We start from the raw sequence: 20,392 nt of genomic DNA, 5'->3' as shown, positions 1-20,392 counted from the left end.
TGGGACAATGCTTGCATGACCGAGCACCCCGCCGCCGCCCCCGTCCTCCGCTTCGTCGACGACCGCGCTGTGCGGGACCTCGAGCAGCTGGCCAGCCGCGCCCGGCGCGTCGCCGACACGGGCATGCGTTTGCACGTCGTGCCTGAGGCGGGGCGCTCCCGCACCCCGATGCTCGCCCAGTGGGTCTCCGTGCTGCAGCCGGCCGGGCTCGGAGACGGGGTGCCCGTCGTCCTGGGGCTGCGCACCGTGCCCCTGGCGACCGCCCACGGCGTGGCGGACCTGGACGCCGTCGTCGCCCTGGGCTCCGTCACCGAGCGCACCGCGCGGATGCGCGGCCAGGACCCCGTCGACCTGGCATTCGCCGTGCCGCCGGGCCGCGAGCACGTCACCTGGACCGCGCTGACCCCGCCCCGCGGCGGCTGGACGCCCGTGGCCGAGGTCGCCGATGAGGAGCTGGCCGAGGTGGCCACGCGCGGCGCCGACGCCGTGCGGGACGCCCTGCCCGAGAACCCGGGGGAGGCGCTGGTCCGCAGGGTCCGGGCGCAGATGTGGGGACCCCTGCTCGGGGGCGAGGCGCTGCAGTTCCCGGCCGGCATGGCCTTCGGCGCGCACGCGCTGGGCTTCCTGCGGCCCGGCGGCCGCGCCCGGCTCAGCACGGCGGGGCCGTGGACGCGCCTGGACACCCCCGGCGGCTTCGTGCTGGGCCGCCCCGCCATGGCGGTGTGAGCCCGCGCCCGGCGCGTCGAAATCGCAGCCGGGCGGCCGGTCAGGCCGAGTTCTGCAGGGAGTGGGCGGCCCGCTCCAGGTAGTCCCAGAGTTCGGCCTCGTGCAGCGGGGAGAGGCCCAGCGTGTCGACGGCGGCGCGCATGTGCCGCAGCCACGCGTCGCGCGCGGCCGGATCGATCCGGTACGGGGCGTGGCGCATGCGCAGGCGGGGGTGGCCGCGCTCCTCGGAGTACGTCCGCGGTCCGCCCCAGTACTGCTCCAGGAACATGAGCAGCCGGCGCTGGGCGCCCTCGAAGTCGTCCTGCGGATACATCGGGGCGAGGATCTCGTCCTCGCGCACGCGGGCGTAGAACTCGGCGGTCAGCCGGTCGAACGTCGGGCGGCCGCCGACGGCGTCGTAGAAGCTGGTGGCCTGACCGGGCGCGGCGGGGGCTCCCGGGGTCGCGCCGGCGGGGCCCGCCGCGGCGTCGCGGGCGCGCACCTGGTCCACCGGGGCGGGGGTGCCCTCCTGCATCACCGGCTCGATCTCGGTGGGACGCTCCGCCAGGCCCGTCACGCGGGACGGGCCCTTGGCGACGCGCGGCCGCAGCACCGCCAGGGGGGCGCCCAGGCGCGCGGAGTGGTCCGGCAGCGTCGGCGTGCCGGTGGGCAGGGCCTCGGGGCGGACCGGCTCGACGGTGACCGGGGTCGAGAGCGAGTTCGCGATGAAGCACAGCCGGTGCGCCTCGGCGTGGAGGGCCTCGGCCCGCTCCCGGTCGGCCTCGTCCTGCAGCGTGACCTCGGGCCGCAGCGTGATCGTGGTGAACCGCCCGGCGCCGTCGCCGTCCACCTCGAGCTCGCCCTCGGCCCCGCACGTCATCCCCGTGACCACGACCCCGGAGGTCGCCGCGACGTGGAGGTACGAGAGCACGTGGCATTCGGCGAGCGCGCCGAGCAGGAGGGTCTCCGGGTTCCACTTCGAGTCGTCGCCGCGGAAGGGGCGGGCGGCCGAGGCCTGGATCTCGCCGACAGCGGCGTCCTGGATCACCACGGAGCGGTCGTAGTCGCGGACGCCGGAGGTGCCCGAGCCGCGGTCGCCCGTCCACTCGGTGCGCAGGGAGAAGGTGTGCTTCATGGGTTCCAGCCTAGCCAGCCCGCGCCCCGACAGCGGCCGGGGAGGTGCTGGAGGGCATCTTCCGTGGAATACCCACCAGCAGCACCGCCCCGCAAGCGCCGGCAGAGGCGTCAGCCGCCGTCCGGCTCAGGCCCCGGCGTGGACCTGATGCACGTGCGCCGTCGCGTGCTCGCGCGCGGCCAGGGCGCGGACGGTCTCGTCCCGGCCCTCGGCGAGGACGCGGGACAGCCCCGCGCGGGTGCCGGCCAGCCGCTCGGACAGGGCGGTGGCGCGGTCGGCGATCTCCCGGGTGACCTGGGCGGTCGGGTAGCCCAGCGTCGCGGCGGTCTCGGCCATCTCGTGAGAACGGGAGTCCCACATCGCCTCGACGCCTTCGAAATAGGAGTCCGCGAAGGGCGCGATCAGCGCGGCGTCGTGGACCCGCGCGAACCCGATCAGGGCCTGGCGCTGCTCCGTGTTGGACAGCTCGCCGGCCATCACTCGGTCCCAGGCCGCGCGCTTGGCCTCGGCCGTCGGCACGGCGGCCCGGGCCTGGATCGCGGCGAGCGCGCCCGTGGCGGTCGCGTCGGCGCGCTCGGCCTCGGCGATCTCGGCCTCCCCGGCGTGGCCGGCCGCCACCAGCGCGGTGAGCAGCTCCCAGCGCAGGTCCGTGGTGAGGTCCAGCCCGGGCACGGTGCGGGTGCCGTCCACGAGGGCCGCCAGGCGGTCCAGCTGCGCCGTGGTGCGCGCGTGCAGGGCGAACGCCTTGACGAACTGCAGCTGGTTGTCCGAGCCGTCCTCGGCCTCCGCGACGAGGCCCCACAGACGGTCGGCCGCCGCGACCCGCACGGCCTCGGCCTGGTCCTCGGGCAGGTACAGGCCGATCGCCGTCGCGAGCTGGCGCAGCAGCGTCTGCACCACGGACGAGTCCCGCTCGTGGCCGACGTTGGCGAGGACGAGGTCGACGAACCAGGCGGCGGAGGCCTCGCCGTCGCGCACGGTGTCCCAGGCCGCCCCCCACAGCAGCGTGCGCGCCAGCGAGCCGTCCACGTCCTTCAGGCGGGTGGACGCGGCCTCCCACGAGGCGTCGTCGAGGCGCAGCTTGGCGTAGGCCAGGTCGTCGTCGTTGGGCAGGATCACGGCGGGACGACGGCGGCCGACGGCCTCGGCGACCTCGGTCACCTCACCGGCCACGTCGAGTTCGAAGCGCTCGGTGCGGGTCAGGCGGCCGGTGGCCTCGTCCACGTCGTAGAAGCCCACAGCCAGGCGGTGGGGGCGGAGCACGTCGTCGCCAGGCGCCGACGGCGAGCCGTCCGGGGCGCTCTGGCGCAGGCGCAGCGCGGTGATGGTGCCGGCCTCATCCGTCTCCACCTCCGTGCGCAGCGTGTTCACGCCCGAGGTCTCGAGCCACACGCGGGTCCACTCGGACAGGTCGCGGCCGGAAGCCGCCTCGAGCTCGGACATGAGGTCCGGCAGCTCGGTGTTGCCCCACGCGTGCTGGGCGATGTACGCGCGGACGCCGGCCATGAAGTTCTCCTGGCCCACCCAGGCCACGAGCTGGCGCAGCACGGAGGCGCCCTTGGCGTAGGTGATGCCGTCGAAGTTGACGAGCACATCGTCGAGGTCGCGGATCCGGGCCTTGATGGGGTGCGTGGACGAGAGCTGATCCTGGCGGTAGGCCCAGTTCTTCTCCATGGAAGAGAAGGTGGTCCAGGCGCTGGTGTACTGCGTGTTCTCGGCGGCGGCGAGCGTGGACATGAACTCGGCGAAGGACTCGTTGAGCCACAGGTCGTTCCACCAGCGCATGGTCACGAGATCGCCGAACCACATGTGGGCCAGCTCGTGGAGGATGGTGATGGCGCGGCGCTCGATCAGCGCCTCCGGCACGGTCCCGCGGAAGACGTACGACTCGAGGAAGGTCACACAGCCGGCGTTCTCCATCGCGCCGGCGTTGAACTCGGGCACGAACAGCTGGTCGTACTTCTCGAACGGGTAGGCGTGGCCGTACTGGGCCTCGAAGAACTCGAAGCCCTGGCGGGTGAGCTCGAAGACGTTCTCCGCGTCCAGGTGCTCCACCAGTGACGCGCGGCAGTAGACGCCGAGGGGGATCGTGCGGCCGTCGGCGCTGGTCAGCTCCGAATGCACGGAGGCGTACGGGCCGGCGACGAGCGCGGTGATGTAGGAGGAGATGCGCGGGGTGGGGGTGAACTCCCAGACCGCGGCGTCCACGCCCTGCAGGTTCTCCTCGTTCGCCACGACGCCGAGGGTGCGGCGGGAGTCCTCCGGCTGGTTGGACACCACAGCCCAGTGTGCCGGCGCGGTCACGGTGAAGCGGAACGCGGCCTTGAGGTCGGGCTGCTCGAACACCGCGAACATGCGGCGGGAATCGGGCACCTCGAACTGGGTGTAGAGATAGACCTCCTGGTCCACGGGGTCCACGAACCGGTGCAGGCCCTCGCCGGTGTTGCTGTAGTCCCCGAGCCCGTCGACCACGAGGGTGTTCTGCGCCGCCAGCGGGCCGATCCGCAGTCGGGCGCCGTCGAAGTCCGCCACGTCCAGCGCCTCGCCGTTGAGGGTCACCGCGGGGGCCTGCCCGGCCACGAAGTCGATCCACGTGTGGGTGCCCACCGCGTCCTGCGCGGCCGCGAACGTCACGGTGGTGGCCGTGTGGAAGTGCTCCGCTCCACGGGTGAGGTCCAGGCTCACCTCGTACGCGTCCACGGTGAGGGCGGCCGCGCGCGCGGCGGCCTCTTCGCGGGTGATGTTCATGGCGGCGGCGGTGGTCACGGTCGGACTCCTCCTGGGGTCGGGCGGATGCGGCACGGCCGGGACCTGTGATGGGGGCCACGGCACGGTGCTCCCCAGTGTGCCACCTGGCCCGGACGTCGTCGTCGGCCTCTGGATGCCCCGCCCCTCACTAGACTGGCGGGGACCCCGAGCCACCGCCCCTAAGGAGTCTGCGCATGCGCGTCCACATCGCCACCGACCACGCCGGCATGGAGCTGTCCGCCCACCTGGTGGAGCACCTCACCGCCGCTGGCTACGAGATGGTGGACCACGGACCCACCGAGTACGACGCGCAGGACGACTACCCGGGCTTCTGCATCAACGCCGCCCGCGCCGTCGTCGCCGACCGCGAGCAGGGACTGGACTCGCTCGGCATCGTGCTGGGCGGCTCCGGCAACGGCGAGCAGATCGCCGCCAACAAGGTGGCCGGCGTCCGAGCCGCCCTGGCCTGGAACCTGGACACGGCGCGGCTGGCCCGCGCGCACAACGACGCGAACGTCGTGGCCGTCGGCGGTCGACAGCACTCGCTCGAGGAGGCCACCGAGCTCATCGAGGCGTTCCTGGCCGAACCGTTCTCCCAGGACGAGCGCCACGTGCGCCGCATCGGGAAGATCGCGCACTACGAGACCACCGGAGAGGTGCTGATGTGAGTGCCTGAGGGCCACTCCGTCCACCGTCTCGCGCGCCAGTTCACCGACGTCTTCGGCGGCCGCCGGATCCGCGCCACGAGTCCGCAGGGCCGCTTCGCCGAGGGGGCCGCCCTGCTCGACGGCCAGGTCCTGAAGCGCGCCCGGGCCCACGGCAAGCACTTCTTCGCCGACGTCTCCGGCGGCCACGTGCTCCACGTCCACCTGGGCATGTACGGGGCGTGGACCTTCGGCGGGGATCAGGACTTCGCGGCCGCGTCCTCGATCGGCGCACCCCGCCGGATCGGCGAGCGGGAGGTCCACGACGACGGCGCCCCGGCCGCCGAGCCCGCTCGCGACGCCGACGGCTGGGTCCAGCCCCCGCCGCCGGCCGCCACGGTCCGGCTGCGACTGCGCGCCGAGCACGGCTGGGCCGACCTGATCGGCGCGAGCCGGTGCCGCGCGCTCACTCCGGCCGAGGCTGCCGACGTCGTCGCCGGCCTGGGCCCGGATCCGCTGAGCGACGACGATCCCGCGCCGTTCTACGACCTCGCCCGGCGGACACGGCGGCCGATCGGCGTCGTGCTGATGGACCAGGCGGCCGTCAGCGGGATCGGCAACATCTTCCGGGCCGAGGCGCTGTTCCGCGCCGGCATCGACCCGTGGCGGCCGGCCCGGGAGGTCTCCGCGTCGGACCTGGCATTCCTCTGGGCGGACAACGCCGCGCTCATGCGGGAGGGCGTGCGGCTCGGGCGGATCGTCACCACGCGGCCCGAGCACCGGCCGGGGATCCCTGCCGAATCGGCCTGGCCCGAGCACGCGAACTACGTGTACCAGCGGCAGGGCCTGGCCTGCCTCGTGTGCGGGCGCGAGACGATCGTGGTGGAGGAGATGGCGGCCCGGAAGCTCTACCGGTGCCTCACCTGTCAGAGCTGAGGGGCCTGTAGCAGGCCCGACCGGGCACAGCGGTCAAGGCACCGGCGCGGACGACGACGCACCCGAGAAAGCCATGAGCCGGGCCATCGTGTGCACACGATGACCCGGCTCATGAGGTCCGGAGGGGATGACGGGAATCGAACCCGCGTAGCCAGTTTGGAAGACTGGGGCTCTACCATTGAGCTACATCCCCGCGGGGCCGCGCTCGGCGCGGACCAGCGGCTGACACCGTATCACGGCGGGCCCGCGTCGGCCGTGGGGGAAGAGGCATGATGCACGGCTCCCGTCCCGCCCTCCGCAGGGCCGCGTCCGCCCTCGCCGGCCGTCGTCCCCTGTCCCTGCGCGGCGCCACCGTCCTCGTGACGGGCGGCGCGTCCGGCATCGGTCGACTGATCGCCCTGGGGGCCGCCCGCCGCGGCGCGGGCCGCGTCGTCGTCTGGGACCTCGACCTGCAGGGGGCTGAGGCCGTCGCCGCCGAGATCCGGTCTCAGGGCGCGGACGCCCAGGCCGAGCGCGTGGACGTGACGGACGCGGCCGCCGTCGAGGCCGCCGCCGCCCGCGCCGGAGAGGTGGACGTCGCCGTGAACAACGCGGGCGTCGTGACGGGCGTGCGCCTCGAGGACGCCACGGAGGAGGGCATCCGCCGCACCTTCGAGGTGAACGCACTCGCGCCGTACTGGCTGACCCGGGCGGTCCTGCCCGGAATGCGGGCCCGGGACCGCGGGGCCGTGGTCACGGTGGCCTCGGCCGCGGGGTTGGTCGGCGTCGCGCGCCAGACGGACTATTCCGCCACCAAGCACGCCGCGGTCGGCTTCGCCGAGTCCCTCGCCGCGGAGCTGCGCAAGGACGGCAGCCGCGTCACCTCCCTCGCCGTCTGCCCCTTCTACATCGACACCGGGATGTTCGCGGGCGTGCGCAGCCGGGTGCCCTGGCTGCTGCCCGTGCTGGATCCGCGCCACGTGGCGCAGGAGGTGCTGGACGCCGTCGAGGCCGGCCGCACCCGCCTGCTGCTGCCGCGCGCCGTCGGTCTGATCGCGCCCCTGCGCGCCCTGCCGGCGCCCGTCTTCGACCTCGCGATGGACGTCCTCGGGGTCAACGCCACGATGGACGGCTTCACGGGCCGGCGGTCGCGGCTTTTCGCGGGGCGCGAGACGGCGCGCTAGGATTCCACAGTCTGCCCTCGGGCAGTCCCTCGGGTGCCCGGCGAGCCTCCACCGCGTGAGCCCGCCGGCGTCGGGGACGACGGCGGGGTGTAGCTCAGCTTGGTAGAGCGCGCGCTTTGGGAGCGTGAGGCCGCAGGTTCAAATCCTGTCACCCCGACTCGACGTCAAGACCATCCACCACCACCAACAGGAGTCATCCGTGGTCAAGTCCACCGCAGAGAACCTCAGCCCGACCCGCGTCAAGCTGACCGTCGAGGTGCCGTTCGAGGAGGTGAAGCCCGCCCTGGACAAGGCGTTCAAGGACATCGCCAACCAGGTGCAGATCCCGGGCTTCCGCAAGGGCAAGATCCCGGCACGTCTGATCGAGCAGCGCTTCGGCCGCGAGATCGTCGTGGACCAGGCCGTCAACGAGGGCCTGAACACCTGGTTCTCCGCCGCCATCGCCGAGGCCGAGCTCACCCCGATCTCCCGCCCCGAGGTCGACGTGACCGCCACCCCGGACGCGGAGAACGCCGAGGGCCCGGTGGCCTTCACCGCCGAGTTCGACGTGCGCCCGACCATCGAGCTGCCCGACTACAAGGGCCTCAAGGTGACGGTGGAGCCCGCCCAGGCCACCGAGGAGGACGAGCAGAAGGCCCTCGACGCCCTGCGCTCGCGCTTCGGCTCCCTCAAGGATGTGGACCGCCCGGCCGCCCAGGACGACTTCGTCACGATGAACCTGACCGCCACGGTCGACGGCGAGCAGGTCGACCAGGCCGAGGGCCTGTCCTACCAGGTGGGCGCCGGCACCATGCTCGAGGGCATTGACGAGGCCCTCGACGGCCTGTCCGCCGGCGAGGACGCCACCTTCGAGACCACGCTCAACGGCGGCGAGCACGACGGCGAGACCGCCGTGGTCAAGCTGGAGCTGACGGCCGTCAAGGAGCGCGAGCTGCCCGAGGCCGACGACGAGTTCGCCCAGCTGGCCTCCGAGTTCGACACCATCGCCGAGCTCAAGGAGGACCTGAAGAAGCAGGCCGCCGAGGAGGCCGTGAACCGCCAGGGCGTCGAGGCCCGCGACAAGGTCCTCGAGGAGCTGGCCAAGCTCGTCGAGGTCCCGGTGCCGGACGGCGTCATCGCCGAGCAGGTCGAGCAGCACTTCTCCGCCGGCGGCCACACCGCGGGCGACGACCACGACACCGCCGAGCACCGTGCCGAGCTCGAGCAGAACACCCGCGAGGCGTTCGCCAACGAGGTCATCCTGGACGAGGTCGCCGAGGCCGAGGAGGTCACGGTCGACCAGGGTGAGCTGATCGAGTACATCATCGCCACCTCCTCCGAGTACGGCATGGACCCGAACCAGTTCGCCATGATGCTCGACCAGGGCGGGCAGATCCCGATGATCATGGGCGAGGTCCGCCGCCGCAAGGCCCTGGCCAAGGTCCTCGAGTACGCCGAGGTCACCGACACCGACGGCAAGGCCGTGGACCTGACGGCGTTCGTGACCCCGGGCGGCCAGGAGGCCCTCGACGCTGAGGCCGAGGGCGCCGAGGCCGAGGGCGCCGACGAGGCGGAGGAGAAGCCCGCCGAGAAGGCCCCGGCCAAGAAGAAGTCGACGGCCAAGAAGGCCCCGGCCGAGCAGGCCGACGACGCCGAGGCGGCCGAGCAGGCCTGATCCCGGCCGGTGGGGACGCACCCCCGCCGAGCCACGACGACGGCGCCCCCGCCCACGCCGGTGGGGGCGCCGTCGTCGTCCCGGGGCCCCGGTGGGCGGCCCCGGGCGGGGTCCGCGACAACCTGCGCCAACAGCGAAACGCCGACGGCGTCCCGCGCGCTGGCCCGGACGCCCGGCTAGTGTCGGACTCGATCAGGGACCCGTCCGTCCGCGCGAGCGGCCGCCGTTCGGGAGGCCCGTGGACATCTCGACAGGAAGGCGGAAGTGATGACCGACATCACCCCCAGCATGCGTTCGGTGGACCCGGCGCAGCGCGAGGATTTCCTCTACACCCAGCTGCTGAAGTCGCGCATCGTCTGGCTGGGCGAGGACGTCCGTGACGACAACGCCAACGCGATCTGCTCCCAGCTGCTCCTGCTCTCGGCCGAGGACCCGGAGAAGGACATCTACCTGTACATCAACTCCCCGGGCGGCTCCGTCACCGCGGGCATGGCGATCTACGACACGATGCAGTACATCCCCAACGACGTCGTGACGGTGGCCACCGGCCTCGCCGCGTCCATGGGCCAGTTCCTGCTCGCCTCCGGCACCAAGGGCAAGCGCTACGCCACCCCCCACGCCCGCGTGCTGATGCACCAGCCCTCCGGCGGCATCGGCGGCACCGAGTCGGACATCCGCATCCAGGCCCAGCTGATCCTGCACATGAAGCAGGTGATGGCGGAGCTGACCGCCGAGCAGACCGGCCAGTCCGTGGAGACCATCCTCGAGGACAACGCGCGTGACAAGTGGTTCACCGCGCAGGAGGCCCTCGAGTACGGCTTCATCGACCACATCGCCGACCGTGCCGCGTCCGTGACCGGCGGCGGCGGCGTCCGGGGCTGAGCCCGGCCCGGACCGTCCCGACCCTCTCCAGGAGACCAAGAATGACCCAGTTCCCCGCCGGGCTCCCCACCGGGATGCCCTCCCTGCCCACGCCGGACGCGCGCTACATCCTCCCGCAGTTCGAGGAGCGCACCCCCTACGGCTTCAAGCGTCAGGACCCCTACGCCAAGCTCTTCGAGGACCGCATCGTCTTCCTCGGCGCGCAGGTGGACGACGCGTCGGCCGACGACGTGATGGCCCAGCTGCTCGTGCTCGAGGCGATGGACTCCGAACGTGACATCACCCTGTACATCAACTCGCCGGGCGGCTCGTTCACGGCCATGACGGCGATCTACGACACCATGCAGTTCATCCGCCCCGAGGTGCAGACCGTGTGCCTGGGCCAGGCCGCCTCCGCCGCGGCCGTGCTGCTGGCCGCGGGCGCCCCCGGCAAGCGTCTGGCGCTGCCCAACGCGCGCGTGCTGATCCACCAGCCGGCGATGCAGGGCGACCGCGGCACCGCCACGGACCTGCAGATCCACGCCCAGGAGATCAACCGGATGCGCGTGTGGATGGAGGAGACGCTGGCCTCCCTCACCAACCGCACGCCCGAGGAGGTCTCGCAGGACATCGACCGGGACAAGTTCCTCTCGGCCGAGCAGGCCCTCGAGTACGGCCTCGTGGACGAGGTCCTCGCCTCCCGCAAGATCACCCGCCCGTCTGCCTGACCGACGACGCCCGCCGAGGGGTCCGGCCGCGCGGCCGGGCCCCTCGGCGCCGACCGGGGACCCGGTCCCTTAACGTGTCCGTCCACGGCCGTATGCTGGACGGAATCTGACAGCGACGACGCCCGCGCGGGGCGGACGTCTCCGCCCGGCCTTCGAGGAGTACCACCATGGCGCGTATCGGAGAGAGCGCTGACCTGCTGAAATGCTCGTTCTGCGGGAAGAGCCAGAAGCAGGTGCGCAAGCTCATCGCCGGCCCGGGTGTCTACATCTGCGACGAGTGCATCGAGCTGTGCAACGAGATCATCGAGGAGGAGCTCGGCGAGGCGGCGGAGGCGGACGAGACCGTCCTGCCCACCCCGCAGGAGATCTTCGACCACCTCGAGAGCTTCGTGATCGGTCAGGAGGCGGCCAAGCGTTCCCTCGCCGTCGCCGTGTACAACCACTACAAGCGCGTGCGTGGGCCGCAGGCGCGGGGCGGTGACCTGGCCGACCGCCTCACCGAGCGGGACGACCTCGCGGACGTCGAGGTCGGCAAGTCGAACATCCTCATGGTCGGCCCCACCGGCTCCGGCAAGACGTATCTCGCGCAGACCCTCGCCCGGCGGCTCAACGTCCCGTTCGCGGTCGCGGACGCCACCAGCCTCACCGAGGCCGGCTATGTGGGCGAGGACGTGGAGAACATCCTCCTCAAGCTCATCCAGGCCGCGGACTACGACGTGAAGAAGGCCGAGCAGGGCATCATCTACATCGACGAGATCGACAAGATCTCGCGGAAGTCCGAGAACCCCTCCATCACCCGGGACGTCTCCGGCGAGGGGGTGCAGCAGGCCCTGCTGAAGATCCTCGAGGGCACGGTGGCGTCGGTGCCGCCGCAGGGCGGGCGCAAGCACCCCCACCAGGAGTTCCTGCAGATCGACACGTCCAACGTGCTGTTCATCGTGGCGGGCGCGTTCGCGGGCCTGGACGAGATCATCGGTTCCCGTGCCGGACGCAAGGGCATCGGGTTCGGCGCGCCCCTGAACCACCTGGGCGCGGGGGACGTCACCTACGCGGACGTGCGGCCGGAGGACCTGCTGAAGTTCGGCCTCATCCCCGAGTTCATCGGCCGCCTGCCCGTGATCACCACTGTCGAGGACCTCACGCACGAACAGCTCGTGCGGGTGCTGACCGAACCGAGGAACGCCCTGCTCAAGCAGTACCAGAAGATGTTCCTCATGGACGGCGTGGAGCTCGAGTTCGAGCAGGACGCCCTGGACGCCGTCGTCGCCCAGGCCGAGGCCCGCGGCACCGGCGCCCGCGGCCTGCGCTCCATCATGGAGAACGTCCTCAAGCCCGTGATGTTCGAGCTGCCCTCCCGTTCGGATGTGGGCACGGTCGTCATCTCCGGGGACGTCGTGCGCGGCGAGGCCGAGCCCACGCTCATCCCGGCCGAGGTGGAACGACGTCGACGCGGCCGGAGCGCCTGACCGCCGTCGCCCAGCAGGACCGACCGGAGCCGAGACGGCTCCCTGACCGCAAGGAGCACAGCATGACCGACACCACGCAGCAGCCCACCGTCGACTTCTACTTCGACGCCACGTGCCCGTTCGCCTGGATCACCTCCCGGTGGATCCTGGAGGTCCAGAAGGTGCGCGACGTGCGGGTGGTCTTCAAGATCATGTCGCTCGCCGTCCTGAACGAGGGCCGCGACCTGGACCCCGACTACCTGGCCCGCCTCGAGAAGGCCTGGCTGCCGGCCCGCGCCGCCGTGCAGGTGCGCGAGCGGCACGGTGCCGAGGCGCTCGGCCCGTGGTACACCGCGGTCGGCACCCGCATCCACGAGCAGGGCCGCACGGACTACGAGGCCGTGGTGGCCGAGGCCCTCGAGGAGCTGGGCCACGACGCGGACATCCTGGACGCCGCCCGCACCGACGTGGCCGACGAGCAGCTGCGCGCCAGCCAGAAGGAGGCGGAGGACCTCGTGGGCAACGACGTCGGCACGCCCGTCGTGGCGTTCAACGGCACGGCCTTCTTCGGTCCCGTGATGACCCGCATCCCGCGCGGCGAGGAGGCGGGCCGCATCTTCGACGGCGCCGTCGCCCTGGCCGACTTCCCGTACTTCTACGAGATCAAGCGGGCCCGCACCACGGATCCGCAGTTCGACTGAGCCCCCGGCTCGCACGAGACCGGCCCCACACCTTCAGCGCGAAGGTGTGGGGCCGGCGTCGTCGGGGTGCGGGGCGGCGGGGGTCAGCTGCGCGCCACTCTGCCGGCCGCGCGGATCAGGGGGACCTGCAGGGGCAGCCGCCCGAGGGAGACCAGTTGCGCCGGCCAGGGCCGGCGTCGCCACCGCCAGGCCATCCACGCATTGCCGGGCCACACGCCGAGGAAGAGCGCCTGCGCGGCGCGTCCGCCCGCGCGCCGGGTGCGCGGGACGGCCAGCAGACCCGCCACGGCCAGCTCGGCCACGCCGGAGCCGTGGGTCCACGCGCGGGCCGAGCCGGGCAGGAACGGCGGGATCAGCCCGTCGAAGGGCTCAGGTCGGACGAAGTGGAGCACGCCCATGGCGGCGAGGGCGGCGGACATCCGCCGGGCGGAGGAGTCGCAGGCGCGGCGGCCGGCCGGGGCGGGATCGGGTGTCGGTCTCATCCTCTCAGTGTCCACCCCTGCCGCGGTGACCGCACTGCGACATGCGGCAGGAGCACGACCGGGAGGTGCACCACGACACCCCCGGGAGGGCCGCCTCCCGACGAACTCCGATCCGGCGGCGGACTGCCGACGTGCGCTGTGCCCTACCGGATCCCGGCCACGAACATCCCACGCTGACGGGCAGACTCGGGTTCGCAGCACGGGCGCGACGACGGCCCCGCCGCCCGTGATGGGCGACGGGGCCGTCGTCGTGCCGCGTGCGCTCCCGAGACACCGTCCGGGAACGCGCGGCGCGGATCAGTCGTCCTCGACCGGTGCGAGCTGCACGTCGGAGACGGTCAGCGGCGCGGACTCGCCGGCATCGCCCCGCGTGAGGGACAGGTCCGCGATGTTGCCGGCCGCCTTGAGGTCCGCCAGGCCGCCGCGCAGCTTCTCGAGCCACTCGGCCGGCCCGGTCACCACGGCGGAGCGCACCTGGGTCCGCTGCTTCACCTTGGCCTCGGACTTCGCCTTGCGGACGCCGCCGAGGACCTGCGCCACGGTGGGCAGGACCTCGGCGTCACCGGCGGAGGCGGCGAAGGACAAGGCCGCCACCTCGTCCGCGGCGCCCGGCCACGCGGCGGTGTGCACGGAGCCGGCGCGCCACCAGCTCCACACCTCCTCGGTGGCGAACGGCTGGAACGGGGCCAGCAGACGCAGCAGGGCGTCCAGGGTGGTGGCCAGCGTGGTCACCACAGAGGCCTGCTCGGCCTCGCCGTGGCCGCCGTAGGCACGGTCCTTCACGAGCTCCACGTAGTCGTCCGTGAAGGCCCAGAAGAACTGCTCGGTCACGTTGAGGGCCCGTGCGTAGTCATAGGCCTCGAACGCGCGGGTCGCCTGCTCCACGGTGGCCGCCAGGCGCGCCAGCAGGGAGGCGTCCAGCGGGTTGGTGACGGCCGCGGCGTCATCGGCCGTGCGGATGACGGCGTCCTGCGTGGCGCCCAGGTTCAGCACGAACTTGGCGGCGTTGAGCAGCTTGATGGCCAGGCGGCGGCCGATCTTCATCTGCGCCACCTCGTAGGCGGTGTCTGCGCCGAGGCGGGCCGAGGCGGCCCAGTAGCGGACGGCGTCCGAGCCGAACTGGTCCAGGATGTCGGTCGGGACCACCACGTTGCCCTTGGACTTGGACATCTTCTTGCGGTCCGGGTCGAGGATCCAGCCGGAGAGCGCGGTGTCCGTCCACGGCACGGAGCCGTTGAGGGCGTGGGCGCGCACCACGGTGGAGAACAGCCAGGTGCGGATGATGTCGTGGCCCTGCGGGCGCAGATCGAACGGGAAGACGTTGTTGAAGAACGCCTCGTCGCGGGACCAGCGGCCCGCGATCTGCGGGGTCAGCGAGGAGGTGGCCCAGGTGTCCAGGACGTCCGGGTCGCCGGTGAAGCCGCCGGGGACGTCGCGCTGGTCCTCGGAGTAGCCCGGGGCGGCCTCGGCGGCCGGGTCCACGGGGAGCTGCTCGTCGGCCGGGAGGATCGGGGTCTCATAGTCGGGCTCACCCTCCGCGTCCAGCGGGTACCAGACCGGGATCGGCACCCCGAAGAAGCGCTGGCGGGAGACGAGCCAGTCACCGTTGAGGCCCTCGACCCAGTTCTCGTAGCGGTGGCGCATGTGCTCCGGGTGCCAGGAGAGCTCGCGGCCGCGCTCGATCAGCTCCGCGCGGCGGTCGGCGTCGCGGCCGCCGTTGCGGATGTACCACTGGCGGGAGGTGACGACCTCGAGCGGCTTGTCGCCCTTCTCGTAGAAGTTCACGGCGTGCATGATCTTCTTCGGCTCTCCGTCCAGCAGGCCGGCCGCGGTGAGGGCGTCCACCACACCCTGCTTGGCGGAGAACACGGTCTTGCCGGCCACGGTGTCCGCATAGGCCTGTCGGCCGGCGTCCGTGGTGATCCACTCGGGGGTGTCGGCGGCGAAGCGGCCGTCACGGCCGATCAGGGTGCGGGTCGGCAGCTGCAGCTCGCGCCACCAGGTGACGTCGTTGAGGTCGCCGAAGGTGCAGACCATGGCGATGCCGGAGCCCTTGTCCGGCTTGGCCAGCGGGTGCGGGAAGACCTCGACCTCCACGCCGTACAGCGGGGAGGTGACGGTCGTGCCGAACAGGTGCTGGTAGCGCTCGTCGTCCGGGTGGGCGACCAGGCCGGAGCAGGAGGCCAGCAGCTCGGGGCGGGTGGTCTCGATGAAGACCTGCTCGCCGTCCGCAGCGGTGAAGGCGTAGCGGTGGTAGGCGCCGGGGACCTCGCGGTCCTCGAGCTCGGCCTGGGCCACGGCGGTGCGGAAGGTCACGTCCCACATGGTGGGGGCCTCGGCCAGGTAGGCGTCGCCCGAGGCGATGCCGGCCAGGAAGGCGCGCTGGGAGACGGCGCGGGAGACGTCGTCGATGGTCCGGTAGGTCATGTCCCAGTCGACGGACAGGCCGAGGCGGGTGAAGAGGTCCTCGAAGACCTTCTCGTCCTCGACGGCGAGCTCCTCGCAGAGCTCGATGAAGTTCTTGCGGGAGATCACGTCCCAGTCGCGCTGGTTCTTCGCCGGCTTCTCCGGCGGGCGGTAGCCCTCCACGTACGGCTTGGCGGGGTCGCAGCGGACGCCGTAGTAGTTCTGCACACGGCGCTCGGTGGGCAGGCCGTTGTCGTCCCAGCCCATCGGGTAGAACACGTTCTTGCCGTTCATGCGCTGGTACCGGGCGAGCACGTCGGTCTGCGTGTAGGAGAAGACGTGGCCCACATGCAGGGAGCCGGAGGCGGTCGGCGGGGGAGTGTCGATCGAGTAGACCTGCTCGCGGGTGGTCTGCGTGTCGAACGCGTACGTGCGCTCGTCGGCCCAGCGGGCGGTCAGCTTCTCCTCGAGGCCCTCGAGGGCCGGCTTGTCCGGCACGGCCACGGCGCCGGCGGCGGGGGTGGACGGGGTCGATGCGTCGATGGGCGTGTCTGTGCCCTGCGTGTTCTCAGCCATGCCCGCCATCCTCCCATGACCGGGGCGGCGGGCCGGGCCTGCGACGACGCCCGGGACGTCCCGCCCTTTCAGCCGCTCGACCTGGCGGAGGTGATCCGGGCGGTGCTCCGAACGGCACGGCTCGGCTACGGTCGGAGGCGTGAGCCACACCCATGAACCTGCGAAGAACCCCGCCCGCGCCGCCGTCGTGACGGGGGCCACGAGCGGCATCGGCCGCGCCACGGCCCTCGAGCTCGCCCGCCGCGGCTGGCGCGTGTACGCCGTCGGCCGCCGGGCCGAGCGCCTCGAGACCCTCGCTGCCGACGCCCGGGCCGAGGGCGTGAGCGGCGACGTCGTCCCCGCCGCCCTGGACGTCACGGACGAGGCCGCCGTCGCCGCGCTGGCCTCGCGCGTCGAGGCCGACGGCGGCGCCGACACCCTCGTCAACATCGCCGGCGGCGCGCTCGGCACGGACGCGGTGGGCGTGGGCGACCGCGCCGACTGGGAGTGGATGTACCGCGTCAACGTGCTCGGCACCCTTACGATGTGCCAGGCGTTCCTGCCCATGCTCCGCGCCCACGGCGAGGGCACCGTGCTCAACCTGACCTCGACCGCCGCCGTCACCGCCTACGAGGGCGGCGCCGGCTACAACGCCGCGAAGATGGGCCAGCACGGGCTCACCGGCGCGCTGCGCCTGGAGGAGGCCGAGCACAACGTGCGGGTGATCGAGGTGCTGCCGGGCATGGTCCACACCGAGGAGTTCTCCCGCAACCGCCTGGGCGGCGACCAGTCCGCCGCGGACGCCGTGTATGCGGGCGTGGAGAAGCCGCTCACCGCCGAGGACGTCGCCGAGGTGTGCGTCCACGCCGTCGAGCTGCCCCACCACGTGAACCTGGATCAGATCGTGATGCGGCCGGTCGCCCAGGCCGCCCAGCACAAGGTGATCCGCCGGTGAGCGGCGGGCCGCAGAACGTGTGGGCCGACGCGGTGGGCTCGGCATGAGCGCGCCCGTGCTGCACGTGATCGCCTGCGCCCACGGCACGCACGACGCGGCCGGCCGCGACGTGATCGACGGCCTCCGTGCCGACCTGGCGGCCCTCCTGGCCGCCGAGGGGCCGGGCGCCCAGGTCCACGAGGCCTACGTGGACGTGCAGAGCCCCTCCCTCGACGAGGTCGTGGCGGCCCTGCCCCCGGGGGAGCCGGCCGTGATCGTGCCGCTGCTGCTGTCCCTGGGCCATCACGTCCACCACGACATCCACCACGCCGCAGCCGCCCGACCCGGCACGATCGCCGCCGCACCGCTGGCCGGGGCCGGGGACGACGTCGAGCCGCGCCTGGTGACCGTTCTGGCCGAGCGGGTGGCCCGGGCGGTGCCGGCCGGTGAGGCCGCGACATCGGACGTCATCCTGGCGGCGGCCGGCACCCGCGCCGCGGACGGCCAGGCCCAGGTGCACGCCCTGGCCGGGGCCCTGGCCCGGGCCACGGGACTGCCCGTGACCGCGGCGTTCGGGGCGGCGGCGACCCCCCGTGTGCCCGACGCCGTCGCCCGGGTGCACGCCGCCGGCCGTCGCGCCGTGGTGGCCGCCCACCTGCTGGCCCCCGGGTACTTCCACGACCGGCTCGGCGAGGCCGGCGCGGACGCGGTCACCGACCCCCTGCTGCCGCATCCGCTGGTGGCGCGGATCGCCCTGGACCGGCTGCGGTCCGCCCTCGTAGAGGCCCCGAGGGGAGCCGCCGGAGGCCGCTGAGCCGTCCGTCACACGACCGGGGCCGGACCGGGTCCCCGCCGCGGCCCGGCCCCGGGAACGTGACGAACCGCGTCGACGATCTTGGGGCCGGCATGCCGGGTTCCTAGCGTGGCGGCCATGACCCAGGTGAACGAGACGTCGAGGCCGGCGCGCACTCCGCGCCGTCCCTCCGCCAAGCCGCACGGCCAGTGGAAGGTGGACGGGACCGCCCCCCTGAACCACAACGAGGAGTTCAAGCAGCAGGACGACGGCCTGAACGTCCGCGAGCGCATCGAGCAGGTCTACGCCCACGAGGGCTTCGACTCGATCCCCTCGGACGACCTGCACGGCCGCTTCCGCTGGTGGGGCCTGTACACCCAGCGTCGGCAGGGGATCGACGGCGGCAAGACCGCCACCCTGGAGCCCCACGAACTCGAGGACCGCTACTTCATGCTGCGCGTGCGCATCGACGGCGGCGACCTCACCACCGAGCAGCTGCGCGTGATCGGCGGGATCTCCACCGACTTCGGCCGTGACACCGCGGACATCACCGACCGGCAGAACGTCCAGCTGCACTGGATCCGCGTCGAGGACGTCCCCGAGATCTGGCGGCGCCTGGAGTCCGTGGGCCTGTCCACCACCGAGGCCTGCGGCGACGTGCCGCGCGTGATCCTCGGCTCACCGGTGGCCGGGATCGCCGCGGACGAGATCATCGACCCCACGCCCGTGATCCGGGAGATCGCGGACCGCTGGATCGGCGACCTCGAGGTCTCCAACCTGCCCCGCAAGTTCAAGACCGCCATCACCGGACACCCCTCCCAGGACGTGGTCCACGAGATCAACGACGTCTCCCTGATCGGCGTGGTGCACCCCGAGCTGGGCCCCGGTTACGACCTGTGGGTCGGCGGCGGCCTGTCCACGAAGGCCCGCCTGGCCGACCGGATCGGTGCCTTCGTCTCGGCCGAGCGCGCCCCCGAGGTGTGGCACGCCGTCGTGAGCATCTTCCGTGACTACGGCTACCGGCGCCTGCGCAACAAGGCCCGCATGAAGTACCTGCTCGAGGACTGGGGGCCGGAGAGGTTCCGCACCGTGCTGGAGGAGGAGTACCTCGGCTACGCCCTGCCCGACGCCCACCCGTCCCGGCGACCACGTGGGGGTCCACGAGCAGAAGGACGGCCGCTTCTACATCGGCGCCGCTCCCGTCGTCGGCCGCTCCAGCGGCACCACCCTCACCGCCCTCGCGGACCTGCTCGAGGCCCACGGCTCCACGCGGCTGCGCACCACCCCCCACCAGAAGATCGTGGTGCTGGACGTGGAGCGGGACCGGGTGGACGCCGTCGTGGCCGGCTTGAAGGAGCTGGGACTGGACCCGGAGCCGTCCGTATTCCGCCGCTCCACCATCGCCTGCACGGGCCTGGAGTTCTGCAAGCTCGCCATCGTGGACACGAAGGACACCGCCACCGCCGCGATCGCCCAGCTCGAGGAGCGCCTGGCCGACCTCGCCGACCGCCTCCCCGAGCGGCTGAGCCTGCATGTGAACGGCTGCCCCAACTCCTGCGCCCGCATCCAGACCGCAGACATCGGCCTGAAGGGCCAGCTGCTCCCGGACGACGACGGCGGCCAGACGCCCGGCTTCCAGGTTCACCTGGGCGGCGGGCTGGCCTCCGTGGACCGCGCCGAGGCCGGCCTCGGACGCAGCGTCCGCGGCTTGAAGGTCCGCGCGGACGGGCTGGTCGACTACGTCGAGCGCGTCGTCCGCCGGTACGACGAGCAGCGTGAGCCGGGCGAGACCTTCGCCCGGTGGGCGCACCGAGTCGACGAGGAGGCCCTCCGATGAGCACCGTTCCCCCCACCCGTCCGACCGAGGACCTCGAGCGCCTGCAGGCGCTCGCGGAGTCCGGCGCCGCCGAGCTCGGCTGGGACGCCCCCGCCGAGGCGGTGGTCGACTGGGCCGCCCGCCATGTGGACCTCCGCCGGGCGGCCGTGGCCTGCTCCATGGCCGACGCCGTCCTGCCGCACCTGGTGGCGCAGCGGATGCCCGGCGTGGACGTCCTCTTCCTGGACACCGGCTACCACTTCACCGAGACGCTCGCGACGCGCGACGAGGTGGCCCGCCGCCTCGCCGTCACCGTGGTGGACGTGCTCCCGGAGCTGACCGTGGCCGAGCAGGACGAGCGCCACGGCAAGGACCTGTTCGCCCGCGACCCGGGGCTGTGCTGCGCGATGCGCAAGGTCGAGCCCCTCAACCGGGCGCTGGCCGGATACGACCTGTGGTTCACCGGCGTCCGCCGGGACGAGGCGCCGACGCGCACGAACACCCCGCTGGTGGGCTGGGACGAGGCCCACGGCATGGTCAAGGTCAACCCCGTCGCCCCGTGGAGCTTCGACGACCTGGTCGGCTACGCCACGGACCACGACGTGCCCGTGAACCTGCTCCTGCAGAACGGCTACCCCTCGATCGGCTGCCGCCCCTGCACCCGCCCCTGTCTCTTCTACACATCT

General features: G+C 72.7%; 16 protein-coding genes, 2 tRNA genes and 2 pseudogenes. 14 read left to right on the top strand and 6 right to left on the bottom strand.

Going from position 1 to position 20,392, the window contains the following annotated elements; genetic code table 11:
* Positions 1-15 precede the first annotated feature (15 nt).
* Entirely contained in the window at positions 16-726 is a 711-nt protein-coding gene (locus J1M39_RS04435) for a hypothetical protein (RefSeq protein ID WP_036341633.1), read from the top strand.
* A gap of 40 nt (positions 727-766) precedes the next feature.
* On the opposite strand, the gene J1M39_RS12595 is transcribed toward J1M39_RS04435, so the two are convergent.
* From J1M39_RS12595 to pepN, 3 genes and pseudogenes are all read right to left on the bottom strand, one after another.
* On the bottom strand, positions 767-1,240 hold the full coding sequence (locus J1M39_RS12595) for a globin (protein ID WP_201292388.1): 474 nt from the start codon (positions 1,238-1,240) through the stop codon (positions 767-769).
* A 168-nt stretch (positions 1,241-1,408) separates the two neighbouring features.
* Positions 1,409-1,840: pseudogene (locus tag J1M39_RS12590) on the bottom strand (OsmC family protein); the annotation flags it as partial.
* A 126-nt stretch (positions 1,841-1,966) separates the two neighbouring features.
* Positions 1,967-4,588 carry an aminopeptidase N gene (gene pepN, locus J1M39_RS04420; protein ID WP_241253847.1) on the bottom strand — a complete coding sequence of 874 codons (2,622 nt, stop codon included), beginning with the start codon at positions 4,586-4,588 and terminating at the stop codon, positions 1,967-1,969.
* A 194-nt stretch (positions 4,589-4,782) separates the two neighbouring features.
* Here pepN and J1M39_RS04415 point away from each other — a divergent pair, with 194 nt between their 5' ends.
* Both J1M39_RS04415 and J1M39_RS04410 read left to right on the top strand, forming a co-directional pair.
* Positions 4,783-5,256: a ribose-5-phosphate isomerase gene (locus tag J1M39_RS04415; RefSeq protein ID WP_044659097.1), complete on the top strand. Its 474-nt coding sequence runs from the start codon at positions 4,783-4,785 to the stop codon at positions 5,254-5,256.
* The gene (locus tag J1M39_RS04410; RefSeq protein ID WP_041104798.1) at positions 5,257-6,168 is read left to right on the top strand and encodes an Fpg/Nei family DNA glycosylase; all 912 of its coding nucleotides are present in this window, start codon (positions 5,257-5,259) and stop codon (positions 6,166-6,168) included. It begins immediately after the preceding gene.
* 122 nt (positions 6,169-6,290) lie between these two features.
* Here J1M39_RS04410 and J1M39_RS04405 read toward each other — a convergent pair.
* A tRNA-Gly gene (locus tag J1M39_RS04405) sits at positions 6,291-6,361 on the bottom strand.
* A 76-nt stretch (positions 6,362-6,437) separates the two neighbouring features.
* Here J1M39_RS04405 and J1M39_RS04400 point away from each other — a divergent pair.
* The 7 genes from J1M39_RS04400 to J1M39_RS04370 all read left to right on the top strand — a co-directional run bounded on the left by J1M39_RS04400 (position 6,438) and on the right by J1M39_RS04370 (position 12,720).
* Positions 6,438-7,331, top strand: coding sequence for an SDR family oxidoreductase (locus J1M39_RS04400; protein WP_123243909.1), 894 nt, complete (start codon positions 6,438-6,440; stop codon positions 7,329-7,331).
* An 83-nt stretch (positions 7,332-7,414) separates the two neighbouring features.
* Positions 7,415-7,488 (top strand) — tRNA-Pro (locus J1M39_RS04395).
* Between the two features lie 42 nt (positions 7,489-7,530).
* A complete protein-coding gene (tig, locus tag J1M39_RS04390) occupies positions 7,531-8,985 on the top strand; it encodes a trigger factor (RefSeq protein WP_041104794.1) in 1,455 nt (484 codons plus the stop codon).
* A 267-nt stretch (positions 8,986-9,252) separates the two neighbouring features.
* Positions 9,253-9,867 (top strand): ClpP family protease, encoded by a 615-nt coding sequence (locus tag J1M39_RS04385; protein WP_169577765.1) that lies wholly within the window; start codon positions 9,253-9,255, stop codon positions 9,865-9,867.
* Between the two features lie 41 nt (positions 9,868-9,908).
* Complete coding sequence (locus tag J1M39_RS04380) at positions 9,909-10,574, top strand: ATP-dependent Clp protease proteolytic subunit (protein ID WP_041104792.1); 666 nt, start codon at positions 9,909-9,911, stop codon at positions 10,572-10,574.
* 167 nt (positions 10,575-10,741) lie between these two features.
* Positions 10,742-12,040: an ATP-dependent Clp protease ATP-binding subunit ClpX gene (gene clpX / locus J1M39_RS04375; RefSeq protein WP_036316877.1), complete on the top strand. Its 1,299-nt coding sequence runs from the start codon at positions 10,742-10,744 to the stop codon at positions 12,038-12,040.
* Positions 12,041-12,102: 62 nt separating this feature from the next.
* Positions 12,103-12,720 carry a mycothiol-dependent nitroreductase Rv2466c family protein gene (locus J1M39_RS04370; protein WP_036316880.1) on the top strand — a complete coding sequence of 206 codons (618 nt, stop codon included), beginning with the start codon at positions 12,103-12,105 and terminating at the stop codon, positions 12,718-12,720.
* A gap of 83 nt (positions 12,721-12,803) precedes the next feature.
* Here J1M39_RS04370 and J1M39_RS04365 read toward each other — a convergent pair whose 3' ends face one another.
* Entirely contained in the window at positions 12,804-13,139 is a 336-nt protein-coding gene (locus J1M39_RS04365; protein WP_036316984.1) for a DoxX family protein, read from the bottom strand.
* 360 nt (positions 13,140-13,499) lie between these two features.
* Complete coding sequence (valS, locus tag J1M39_RS04360; RefSeq protein WP_206496490.1) at positions 13,500-16,184, bottom strand: valine--tRNA ligase; 2,685 nt, start codon at positions 16,182-16,184, stop codon at positions 13,500-13,502.
* 139 nt (positions 16,185-16,323) lie between these two features.
* On the opposite strand from valS, the gene J1M39_RS04355 reads away from it, so the two are divergent.
* The 4 genes and pseudogenes from J1M39_RS04355 to J1M39_RS04340 form a co-directional block, all read left to right on the top strand.
* Positions 16,324-17,118, top strand: a complete 795-nt coding sequence (locus J1M39_RS04355) for an SDR family oxidoreductase (RefSeq protein WP_044659094.1) — start codon at positions 16,324-16,326, stop codon at positions 17,116-17,118.
* A gap of 43 nt (positions 17,119-17,161) precedes the next feature.
* Entirely contained in the window at positions 17,162-17,911 is a 750-nt protein-coding gene (locus tag J1M39_RS04350) for a sirohydrochlorin chelatase (RefSeq protein ID WP_036316890.1), read from the top strand.
* Between the two features lie 117 nt (positions 17,912-18,028).
* Positions 18,029-19,727, top strand: a pseudogene (locus tag J1M39_RS04345) (nitrite/sulfite reductase).
* Positions 19,724-20,392: phosphoadenylyl-sulfate reductase (locus tag J1M39_RS04340; protein ID WP_206496489.1), on the top strand; the 669-nt coding region annotated here is incomplete at its 3' end. The pseudogene J1M39_RS04345 and the gene J1M39_RS04340, both read left to right, overlap by 4 nt.

Origin of the sequence: Micrococcus sp. KRD077 (genome assembly GCF_017168505.1) — a bacterium.
In the GTDB taxonomy this organism is placed as follows: domain Bacteria; phylum Actinomycetota; class Actinomycetes; order Actinomycetales; family Micrococcaceae; genus Micrococcus; species Micrococcus luteus.
Note: the sequence above shows the minus strand (reverse complement) of the source record. Positions and strands in the feature narration are given on the sequence as shown.

Bases quoted from the DNA above. Each gene is read 5' to 3' on its own strand.
- J1M39_RS04435 (WP_036341633.1), top strand. From the start codon at position 16: ATGACCGAGCACCCCGCCGCCGCCCCCGTCCTCCGCTTCGTCGACGAC.
- J1M39_RS12595 (WP_201292388.1), bottom strand. From the start codon at position 1,240: ATGCAGGAGGGCACCCCCGCCCCGGTGGACCAGGTGCGCGCCCGCGAC.
- pepN (WP_241253847.1), bottom strand. From the start codon at position 4,588: ATGAACATCACCCGCGAAGAGGCCGCCGCGCGCGCGGCCGCCCTCACC.
- J1M39_RS04415 (WP_044659097.1), top strand. From the start codon at position 4,783: ATGCGCGTCCACATCGCCACCGACCACGCCGGCATGGAGCTGTCCGCC.
- J1M39_RS04400 (WP_123243909.1), top strand. From the start codon at position 6,438: ATGATGCACGGCTCCCGTCCCGCCCTCCGCAGGGCCGCGTCCGCCCTC.
- J1M39_RS04385 (WP_169577765.1), top strand. From the start codon at position 9,253: ATGACCGACATCACCCCCAGCATGCGTTCGGTGGACCCGGCGCAGCGC.
- J1M39_RS04380 (WP_041104792.1), top strand. From the start codon at position 9,909: ATGACCCAGTTCCCCGCCGGGCTCCCCACCGGGATGCCCTCCCTGCCC.
- clpX (WP_036316877.1), top strand. From the start codon at position 10,742: ATGGCGCGTATCGGAGAGAGCGCTGACCTGCTGAAATGCTCGTTCTGC.
- J1M39_RS04370 (WP_036316880.1), top strand. From the start codon at position 12,103: ATGACCGACACCACGCAGCAGCCCACCGTCGACTTCTACTTCGACGCC.
- J1M39_RS04365 (WP_036316984.1), bottom strand. From the start codon at position 13,139: ATGTCCGCCGCCCTCGCCGCCATGGGCGTGCTCCACTTCGTCCGACCT.
- valS (WP_206496490.1), bottom strand. From the start codon at position 16,184: ATGGCTGAGAACACGCAGGGCACAGACACGCCCATCGACGCATCGACC.
- J1M39_RS04350 (WP_036316890.1), top strand. From the start codon at position 17,162: ATGAGCGCGCCCGTGCTGCACGTGATCGCCTGCGCCCACGGCACGCAC.